The following is a 6,547-nucleotide window of genomic DNA, read 5'->3' on the forward strand; positions in this document are numbered from 1 at the left end:
CGGGACGCCATCCACCTCTATCGCCACCACATCGACGTCCAGGGTGCGCGGACCCCAGCGAACCTCACGCACGCGTTCGGCCGCGCGTTCGAGCTCCCAGCAGAACTCCAACCACTGGATCGGCGTGAGCTCGGCTTCGGCGATGAGGGTGATGTTCGCGAAGTCGTCTTGTTCCACGCCGCCCCACGGGGGCGTCGCATAGACGTCCGAGACCGCGCGGAGGTCGTCGCCGAGTGCCGCGACCACACTCGCGAGGTGGGCACGCGAGTCGCCGATGTTCGATCCCGCCGACAGCACCGCCCGGGAGGTCACGGTGCCTGCTCCCCCGCCGCTGCTCTGGCGGCCGCCACCGACCGCGTCTTGACCGATCGGCGGGTGACGACGGCGACGTCGTCGAAGGTCAACGGAATCGGCGCAGACGGCTTGTGGACGGCCACTTCGACCGCCGAGATTCGCGGGTCGTCCATGATTGCGTCGGCGATCTCGCCGCCGACCGTCTCGATGAGGTTGCGCGGCGTGCCCGCGACGATGTCGTGTGCGGTCTGCGCCAGGACGCCGTAGTCGACGGTGTCGTCGAGGTCGTCGCTGGCCGCCGCCGGTTGCAGGTCGAGCCAGAGGGTGATGTCGACGATGAAGTCCTGGCCGTCGCGGCGCTCGTGGTCGAACACGCCGTGGTTGCCGCGGACGCGCAGTCCGCGCAGTTCAATTCGGTCAGCCATGTTCCCTGCCTCTCTGTCCGCCGCCGCGCCAGGCGGTGGCGACCTCGATCGCGTCGCGGCTGGACGCGACGTCGTGCACTCGGACGCCCCAGGCGCCGCCCGCCGCCGACAGCGTCGAGATCGCCGCGGTCGCGACCTCGCGGCCGGCCGGCGGCCGATCGACACCATCGCGCGCCAGCAGCGTACCGAGGAAACGCTTGCGCGACGCGCCGATCAACACCGGGAAGCCCAGACCCACGAGGGTCGGCAGCGCGTGCAGAAGCGCCCAGTTGTGGTCGGCGGTCTTGGCGAAACCCAGCCCCGGATCCAAGACGAGCTGGTCGGGATCGACGCCCGCCGCCACGGCGGCGTCCACCTGCCCGAGCAGTTCGCCGGAGACCTCGGCCACCACGTCGCGGTAGCCGCCCGCGTCGTCGACACGGTGCGTGAAGTGACGGTCGTCGCCCGGCGAGTCACCGGACGGCCGCCAGTGCATCAGTATCCACGGCACGCCCGCGTCGGCCAGGACCCGAGCCATGTCGGGGTCAGCACGACCACCGGAGACGTCGTTGATCAGCGCCGCACCGGCGTCGAGCGCATCGGCAGCGACGGCGGCACGCATGGTGTCGACCGAGATCCGCGCGCCGGCGGCGACGAGTTCGCGGATCACCGGTACCACTCGCGCCGATTCGGTGATCGGATCGACTCGGACCGCGCCCGGACGCGTCGACTCGCCCCCGACGTCGATGATGTCCGCGCCCGCGGCCAACAGGTCCAGCCCGTGCGCGACGGCATTCTCGACCTGGAGGAATCGTCCGCCGTCGGAGAACGAGTCGGCGGTCACGTTCAGCACACCCATCACCAGGGTGCGGCCGTACTCGTCGGTTCGGTCGGTGGCCGAACGGTCAGGACTCACCGGGTGATGAGGTCGAGGGCTTCGCCGCGGGATACCGCACTGGTCTTGAACAGGCCGCGCACCGCAGACGTGGTAGTGCTGGCGCCGGGCTTGCGGATGCCGCGCATCGCCATGCAGAGGTGCTCGGCCTCGATCACGACGATCACTCCGCGCGGGTTCAGCTTACGCACCAGGGCATCAGCGATCTGGCTGGTGAGACGCTCCTGCACCTGGGGACGCTTCGCGTACAGATCGACCACGCGCGCCAGTTTCGACAGGCCGGTCACCTCGCCCGACTCACCGGGAATGTAACCGACGTGGGCGACCCCGTGGAACGAGACCAGATGGTGCTCGCAGGTGGAGTACATCGGGATGTCCTTGACGAGCACCAATTCCTGGTGGTCTTCGTCGAAGACGGTCGCGAGGACTTCATCCGGATCGCAGTACAGTCCCGCGAACATCTCGCGGTAGGCCTTCGCGACGCGGTGCGGCGTCCGCTGCAGACCCGGGCGATCCGGATCCTCACCGACAGCCAGCAGCAACTCGCGAACGGCGGCCTCGGCACGCTCCTGATCGAACACCATCTCGCCGCTGGGCGACGGTGCCGTCACCGCGTCGACGGCGTGGACGCCGTTCAGACCCGTGCTGCCGTTGAGGTCGGCGCCGCCGCTCACATCGATGCCCGTCATCTTTCTCTGGTCTCCTTTACTGACCGTCGCGCGAATCGTCCGCCGGCGGCCAGCCGGGAGCCGACCAGTCGCGCGGAGCCCCGTAATCCGGGCGGGTGCCGTGAGTGGGGTGGCCGCCGGTCGGCGCACCGTTTTGCTCCGCAGGAGCCCCGGGATGGGGAGCCCCGTACTGCTGAGGCTGATCCTGCGGCCCCGGCTGTGGCTGGCTGTACTGCGGAGCGCCATAGGGCTGGCCGTATTGCGGCTGACCGTACTGGTGCTGACCGGACTGGGGAGGCTGGCCGTAGTGCGGCTGACCGGGCTGGGGCTGACCGTACTGGGGAGGCTGGCCGTTCTGGGGTTGGCCCGCAGACGCGCCGTAGACGGGTGCCTGCGGCGCGGGCACCGGCACCGGCTCTTCTACCGGCGGCCACGGCTCGCCACGCTCGATGGCCAGCTCGCCCGGGGTCTTGATCGGCGGCTTGGTGCTCGGGACGCGCTCGCCGAAGACGTCGAACTTCGTGATGCGCGGACGCTTGACGACGTCTTCCAGGATCACTTCCAGGTCCTTGCGGACCAGCGTCTCTCGCTCCAGCAGCTGGCCGGCGAGGACGTCGAGCACGTCGCGGTACTCGTTCAAGATTGCCCATGCCTCGGTGTGCGCAGCCTCGATCAAGTTGCGCACCTCCTCGTCGATCTCGGCGGCTACGCCGGAGGAGTACTCCGGCGACGAGCCCATCCCGCGCCCGAGGAACGGGTCGCCCTGTTCCTGGCCGTAACGAACCGCGCCCAGCTTGGCGCTCATGCCGTACTCGGTGACCATGGCGCGGGCGATCTTAGTGGCCTGGTCGATGTCCGAGCTAGCACCGGTGGTCGGCTCGCGGAAGACGAGTTCCTCCGCGGCACGACCGCCCATCGCCATCACCAGGCGCGCGATCATCTCCGACCGCGTCATGACGTCCTTGTCCTGCTCGGGGACCGCCAGTGCGTGACCGCCCGTGCGTCCGCGCGCGAGGATGGTGACCTTGTAGATCGGGTCGAGGTCGGGCATCGCCCACGCGGCGAGCGTGTGGCCGCTCTCGTGGTACGCGACCACTTTCTTCTCGTGTTCGCTGATCACCCGACTCTTGCGGCGCGGCCCGCCGACCACGCGATCGACGGCCTCTTCGAGCGCCTCGCCGGTGATGACGTTCTTGTGCTCGCGGGCGGTCAGCAGCGCAGCCTCGTTGATCACGTTGGCCAGATCAGCGCCGGACATGCCCGGTGTCCGCTTGGCCAGGCCGTCGAGGTCGGCGTCCGGGGCGATCGGCTTGCCCTTGGCGTGCACTGCGAAGATCGCCCGGCGACCCGCGATGTCGGGGTTCGTGACGGGGATCTGGCGGTCGAAGCGTCCCGGCCGCAGCAGTGCCGGGTCGAGGATGTCTGGTCGGTTGGTCGCGGCCATCACGATGACGCCGGAGCGGTCGCCGAAGCCGTCCATCTCGACCAACAACTGGTTCAGCGTCTGTTCGCGCTCGTCATGGCCACCGCCCATGCCTGCGCCGCGCTGGCGGCCGACCGCATCGATCTCGTCGACGAAGATGATGCAGGGGCTGGCCTGCTTAGCCTGCTCGAACAGATCACGGACGCGCGAGGCGCCGACACCGACGAACATCTCGACGAAGTCCGAGCCGGAGATGGTGAAGAAGGGGACTCCCGCCTCGCCCGCGACCGCGCGCGCCAGCAGGGTCTTACCGGTTCCGGGCGGACCGTAGAGAAGCACGCCCTTCGGGATCTTGGCGCCGAGTGCCTGGTAGCGCGCCGGGTTCTGCAGGAAGTCACGGATCTCATCGAGTTCCTCGACGGCCTCGTCCGCTCCCGCGACGTCGGCGAACGTCGTCTTCGGCATGTCCTTGGTGAGCTGCTTGGCCTTCGACTTGCCGAAGCCCATCACGCCGCCGCGGCCGCCCTGCATGCGGCTCATCACGAACAGGAACAGACCGAACAGGATCACCATCGGGAGGATGAAGATCAGGATCGACTGCCAGATGCCCGAGTCCTTGGTGACGTTGGTCTGGTACTCGGCACCGGTTTCCGCGACGGTGTTGAAGATCCGACTGGTCACCTGCGCCGGGTACTGCGTCTGGATCTTGGTCGCCTCGGTGTCGTCGACCTTGATCGGCGTGTTGAGCTCCACTCGGAGCCGCTGCTCGCGGTCGTCGATCTGGATCGACTTCACGTTCTTCTTGTCGAGCTGGGTCATCGCCACCGAGGTATCGACATCGGTGTACTCGCGATCGGAACTACGCAACATGGAGAATCCCCAGATTGCGAACAGAATGACGGCCACGATGGCCAGATTCCGGAACAGTGTCTTGCGGTTCATGCGTGTACGCGAGGGCAGTGGTCGATGTGCTGGGGATCCATCACGCCGCCGCGCCCGTTGTCCTTCCCGTCAGCTCAAAATACGAGGCTACCTGTAGCGGGCCGTCGAACCGCCAGCGACGTTCGATCGTCGACAGGGCCCGCCGACTGAACACACAACGCTCGGCATGCCCTGAGTGTTCCTGCAGCCGAGGAATCAGTCTGAATAGACCGACGGGTGCAGGCGTCCGACGTACGGCAGGTCGCGGTAGCGCTCGGCGAAGTCGAGTCCGTACCCGACGACGAACTCGTTGGGGATGTCGAAGCCGACGTCGGCCACCTCGAGCGTCGCGCGCACCGCGTCGGGCTTGCGAAGCAGGGTCACCACTTCCAGCGACCGCGGCGAGCGCGTCGCGAGATTCTTGATGAGCCACGACAGGGTGAGGCCCGAATCGATGATGTCCTCGACGATGAGCACGTCGCGGTCGGTGATGTCGCGATCGAGGTCCTTGAGAATCCGCACCACACCCGACGACGACGTCGACGAGCCGTAGCTCGAGACCGCCATGAACTCGAGCTGCGACGGGATCTCCAGCGCTCGCGCAAAGTCGGTCATGAACATGACCGCACCCTTGAGGACACCGATCAGGACGAGATCGTCCGGCCGGTCCTTGTACCGCTCCCCGACCGCACGGGCCATTTCGACCGTCCGCGCCTGGATCTGCTCCTGAGTGATCAGGACTTCTTCGATGTCGTCGCCATAGCAATCGTCGCGCTCCACGCATCTAGCTTCCCACGAACGCCCCACGCCGTGACCGCGGGTTTGCCGAACTGGCTGTCGTCGCCGCTCAGGACGGATTTCGTGCCGGAAATCGGCCCACAGCGTCGATTCCGCGCAGTACTGCCGTCTCGGGCTGTCGCTCGGGACGGTCTGTCTGGCACGTTCTACCTCATCAAGGCATGACGCCGGACACGGTTCGGTGTTTTTGGGAGGGAAATCATGATCAGTCGCAAGGTCGTTCGAGGGGTGTTCATCGCCGTACTCGCCATCGTCACCGCGTTGCCCTTCTGGGCCGGCCCCGCGGGCGCCGCACCGAACGCAGGTGAGACCGAGGCCGTCGTCACCAGCGGAATCGGCAACGTGACGGTCAAGATCGACTCCGGGTCGCTCCGTAAGGAGTCCGGGTTCCTGGTGTTCCGCGACGGCTTGGGGACCATCCTCGAGAAGGTCCCGCTGAAGTTCGTCGCACCCGACGATCGCACCTACCCGGTCGACGTCGCGATCACCGGCCGCAGCGCCACGCTGACCCCGTCTCGCAACCCCGCCCGGTCTACGGCGACCGATCCCGTCTTCCTGAAGAAGACGAAGGTCGCCGATGAGGATGGCTACCGCAACAAGAACGAACGCGATGACGCCGCACTGAACCGCCTCAACAAGGAGGTCGCCACCGGCGGCACCGTCACCACGGTGATCGGTGCGGCGATCGGCGCGATCATCGGCGGCACCGCGGGCTGCCTGCTCGGCCTGGCGGCCGGTCCGCTCGGCTGCTTCTTCGCCGGCATCCCGCTGGGCGCGGCCGCAGGCGCCGGAGTGGGCGTCATCATGGTCGGCGGCGTGGCCGCCGCGGCGGTGATCGCCTACTTCAACAACATCAGCAAGCCGTTCGAACACGTCACCGAGACGCCGCCGCACGCGCCGAATCCCCAGCAGGCACCGAGCACCCCGAGCACGCAGACACCGGCACCGACCACTCCGAAGGACCCGGCGCCCGCCCCGGCAACCCCGACGCCTGGCCCTGGCACACCGACCACGCAGGCACCCGTGCCGACCGCACCCACCACCCAGTCACCGGCTGACGTTCAGCCGACTGTCACCGCGATCGTCACCTGACTCCGTCCCCGGAACCGATTCACCCGAACCGGATCACCTGGGCACTCGCCGC

At 67.8% G+C, this 6,547-nt stretch carries 7 protein-coding genes; 1 reads left to right on the forward strand and 6 read right to left on the reverse strand.

The window, feature by feature from the left end; all coding sequences use genetic code 11:
• From folK to hpt, 6 genes are all read right to left on the reverse strand, one after another.
• A partial coding sequence (gene folK, locus GX543_RS17030; RefSeq protein ID WP_290853658.1) for a 2-amino-4-hydroxy-6-hydroxymethyldihydropteridine diphosphokinase occupies positions 1–312 on the reverse strand: 312 nt, incomplete at its 3' end.
• The gene (folB, locus tag GX543_RS17035) at positions 309–719 is read right to left on the reverse strand and encodes a dihydroneopterin aldolase (RefSeq protein ID WP_290853659.1); all 411 of its coding nucleotides are present in this window, start codon (positions 717–719) and stop codon (positions 309–311) included. The genes folK and folB, both read right to left, overlap by 4 nt.
• On the reverse strand, positions 712–1,557 hold the full coding sequence (folP, locus tag GX543_RS17040; RefSeq protein WP_290853663.1) for a dihydropteroate synthase: 846 nt from the start codon (positions 1,555–1,557) through the stop codon (positions 712–714). The genes folB and folP overlap by 8 nt, the downstream gene beginning before the upstream one ends.
• Positions 1,558–1,610: 53 nt before the next feature.
• On the reverse strand, positions 1,611–2,177 hold the full coding sequence (gene folE, locus GX543_RS17045; RefSeq protein ID WP_290853664.1) for a GTP cyclohydrolase I FolE: 567 nt from the start codon (positions 2,175–2,177) through the stop codon (positions 1,611–1,613).
• Between the two features lie 121 nt (positions 2,178–2,298).
• Complete coding sequence (ftsH, locus tag GX543_RS17050; protein ID WP_290853660.1) at positions 2,299–4,626, reverse strand: ATP-dependent zinc metalloprotease FtsH; 2,328 nt, start codon at positions 4,624–4,626, stop codon at positions 2,299–2,301.
• Positions 4,627–4,821: 195 nt separating this feature from the next.
• Entirely contained in the window at positions 4,822–5,385 is a 564-nt protein-coding gene (hpt, locus tag GX543_RS17055; RefSeq protein ID WP_290853661.1) for a hypoxanthine phosphoribosyltransferase, read from the reverse strand.
• A 219-nt stretch (positions 5,386–5,604) separates the two neighbouring features.
• On the opposite strand from hpt, the gene GX543_RS17060 reads away from it, so the two are divergent.
• On the forward strand, positions 5,605–6,495 hold the full coding sequence (locus GX543_RS17060) for a hypothetical protein (protein ID WP_290853662.1): 891 nt from the start codon (positions 5,605–5,607) through the stop codon (positions 6,493–6,495).
• Positions 6,496–6,547: the final 52 nt, after the last annotated feature.

Source organism: Gordonia sp. (in: high G+C Gram-positive bacteria) (assembly GCF_012515855.1).
GTDB lineage: Bacteria > Actinomycetota > Actinomycetes > Mycobacteriales > Mycobacteriaceae > Gordonia.

Excerpts from the sequence above, each read along its gene's own strand:
- folB (WP_290853659.1), bottom strand. The coding sequence starts at position 719 with ATGGCTGACCGAATTGAACTGCGCGGACTGCGCGTCCGCGGCAACCAC.
- folP (WP_290853663.1), bottom strand. The coding sequence starts at position 1,557 with ATGGGTGTGCTGAACGTGACCGCCGACTCGTTCTCCGACGGCGGACGA.
- folE (WP_290853664.1), bottom strand. The coding sequence starts at position 2,177 with ATGGTGTTCGATCAGGAGCGTGCCGAGGCCGCCGTTCGCGAGTTGCTG.
- ftsH (WP_290853660.1), bottom strand. The coding sequence starts at position 4,626 with ATGAACCGCAAGACACTGTTCCGGAATCTGGCCATCGTGGCCGTCATT.
- GX543_RS17060 (WP_290853662.1), top strand. The coding sequence starts at position 5,605 with ATGATCAGTCGCAAGGTCGTTCGAGGGGTGTTCATCGCCGTACTCGCC.